The organism is Neobacillus drentensis, from assembly GCF_036966985.1.
Classification (GTDB): Bacteria; Bacillota; Bacilli; order Bacillales; family Cytobacillaceae; genus Neobacillus; species Neobacillus drentensis_E.
On sequence record NZ_JBALSN010000621.1, the window covers coordinates 1 to 2,562 of the forward strand.

At 33.6% G+C, this 2,562-nt stretch carries 2 protein-coding genes; one reads left to right on the forward strand and one right to left on the reverse strand.

Annotation, left to right across the window (positions count from 1 at the left end):
* The coding region (locus tag V7659_RS29220) for a UvrD-helicase domain-containing protein (protein ID WP_335543548.1) at positions 1 to 1,553 on the reverse strand (1,553 nt) is incomplete at its 3' end.
* A gap of 520 nt (positions 1,554 to 2,073) precedes the next feature.
* Here V7659_RS29220 and V7659_RS29225 point away from each other — a divergent pair.
* Positions 2,074 to 2,391, forward strand: a complete 318-nt coding sequence (locus tag V7659_RS29225) for a nucleotidyltransferase family protein (RefSeq protein WP_335543549.1) — start codon at positions 2,074 to 2,076, stop codon at positions 2,389 to 2,391.
* Positions 2,392 to 2,562 lie beyond the last annotated feature (171 nt).

Here is a 2,562-nt window from a genome sequence, read left to right on the forward strand (position 1 = left end):
GTTTCTAATAGCATACCGTCCTTATTTAAGTACGAATAGGTTTCAATTAACACTGTCCCATTTTCGGAGTGGGTTTGCCTTTTCCAATCCATCCCCTGTGTGTACTTTCTTTCTTCGAATTCACTTAACCAGGGAACAGTCCCCTCTTTTGTCACGCCAAAATGTTCAATATATATATCAAATTCCGGCAAATAGAAATCCGGTTTATACTGCCGATATTGTTCGGTAGCTGTTTGGAACGGGTAATCCTGTTCATACACGTAATCGACGCCATTTAAGTATAAGAAGTTAGCGATCATTACCTCTTCTAAACTTTTTACCGTTTCCCCTACTAATGTGGTCTTTTTGTGTTTTAACTGTTCGGCTTTGTTTTGTACATATTCTTCTTTTAATTCGACAGCCATCACCTGTTCTTCATATTTACTTCGAATGGTTTGTAAATCCAAGTTCTTCTGATGGTGGAAGGCTTGCCCCAAATTCTCAAACTTTTCTATATCAATCGGGATGTTTAAATAATAGCCGAAGTATTCAATCATCCTTTTTAACTGCATTGGATGATCATACATTTCATCTTTGAAATAACCTTTTATTATTTGAGTAGCATTATCTTCTACGCTGGGCCTCTTTTTCTTCTCTTTTCCGATTACTTTCATTCCCAAACTGTGAAAGGTATTGACATCTACATCGATGTCCAATTTGTTCTTGATCCTTTCCAGCATCTCTTCCGCAGCTTTCCTAGTAAACGATACAAGGAGAATTTCTTCTGGTTTTACTCCCTTTTTTTCTACGAGGTATTTTACCTTTCCGGCAATAGTCAGTGTCTTTCCTGAACCAGCACCGGCCACAATGAGATTTCCATCTTCATCTGTAACGACCGCTCTTCTTTGCTGTTCATCTAGGGACTTTCCATCAATATTATTAAAAAACTCAGTCATTTCCTTCAACTCTTTATCGACGAAGGTTCTATTCATTGTCTTTACCCACTCTTGATCAAATTTAGAAAAGTTTTCTAAGAACTGATCTACATTGGCCAATTTGGGATTGTTGGCGCTAAAAAATGCGTATATAACAGCTTTCTCCTCTTTAATTCGATTAAACAAAGTATGAGATATGTAATAAGTTTGGTTTTCAATCAACACATTAAATTCTTCCACTCCATTGTAGTAAAGCTCGAGCTTTTTATTGACAGCTTTTATCTCACCTTCAATCGATTCGAACTTTTCTAAATAGACATCACAACGTTTCACGTAATCCGATTCTAGTTTAATAATGCTCTTAGGTCTCGAAGCAAACGGGTATCTATATATATTCTGTTTCACCTTATCCGCATTACCGAATATATTTTTTTGTTGAGCTGTTAGGATTGATTCCTTGTATTTTTTTTTGATTTCTCCGACTCTTTCACCCGGTATTAAGGTGACAGATTCTTTAATACTCTTAATTATATTCTCTATTTCTTGGACTTTTTTGAGTATTTGTTTTAGTTGTTTTTTTAGTAATGGCTTATGCCTTAATAATAGGAGTTTTGTTAAATTGACCTTAAAATAACCCATACTGTTTCCCCTTCTTCTATTACTTTCTTATCTTAAGTAGTAGTTCAATTTTACCAATATTTTTTGGATTTCGATACCTAACAAAGTAATTTGCCAGATGTAGCTCTACCCTTCCGAATGTATTTTATCGAACCACAAAAGCTCGAAGCATGCCCCCTACTTTCACCCGAAAACGTTTTGGAAGTGGCAGCCGAACGATTATGCTTTGATGTCGAAGTGAGAATTATTCTGGCTTAGCTATTGGCAAATAAAAAGCTAAACTCGCCATAGCATGGAAGAGTTTTCTATTTATAGTTATCAGAGTCTCCTTCACCTTTAGCACCCCGTAAGTACAATATTTTCCAATCTTTCATTGGAATAAAGAACTTCTTAGGAGTAAAAACCGTTAGAGTACCTTAATCATTACGAAACTTTTTGTAATATATAAATTTTACAAATAATTTCGATTTGGTGTACTATTACTGTGAAAGTAAATTTTATATTTTACTAAATCACTAAATTATACTTAAAGGAGTGCTCAATGTTACTAGATTATATTTTAGAAAACAAAAATGAAATATTGGACATATTTGATAAATACGGCTCAAGTAATGTAGTTATTATTGGGTCCGTTTCAAGAAGAGACGAAATTGATGGGAGTGATATAGATTTCGTTGCAGATTTAAAGAAAAATGAAAACATACCAGAAGAACTTGATGTACAAGCGTATACAGATCTGGTAAAGGAATTAAGCCGATACTTTAATAGAAAAGTTGAATTAGCTTCATATGAGCAAATAAGAAAAGGTTTCCCTGTAGCTTTAAGTTATGGTATTTACTTAGAGAGATCTTCTGTATAAAACAATATACACTTATAAGGAGTTATAAATGAGTTATTTAGAAGAAAAAAACGATAAATTATTTGGACTAACAAAACATTTGAAAAATGTATATAACGTGAAATTTTGGTTCGAGTATAAGAATCCTAAAGATGCGCTGGGTAAATATGATTATGATAAGCATAAAATATA

What these genes read in the sequence shown, in the direction of transcription:
- V7659_RS29225 (WP_335543549.1), top strand. Translation starts at nt 2,074, where the DNA reads ATGTTACTAGATTATATTTTAGAAAACAAAAATGAAATATTGGACATA.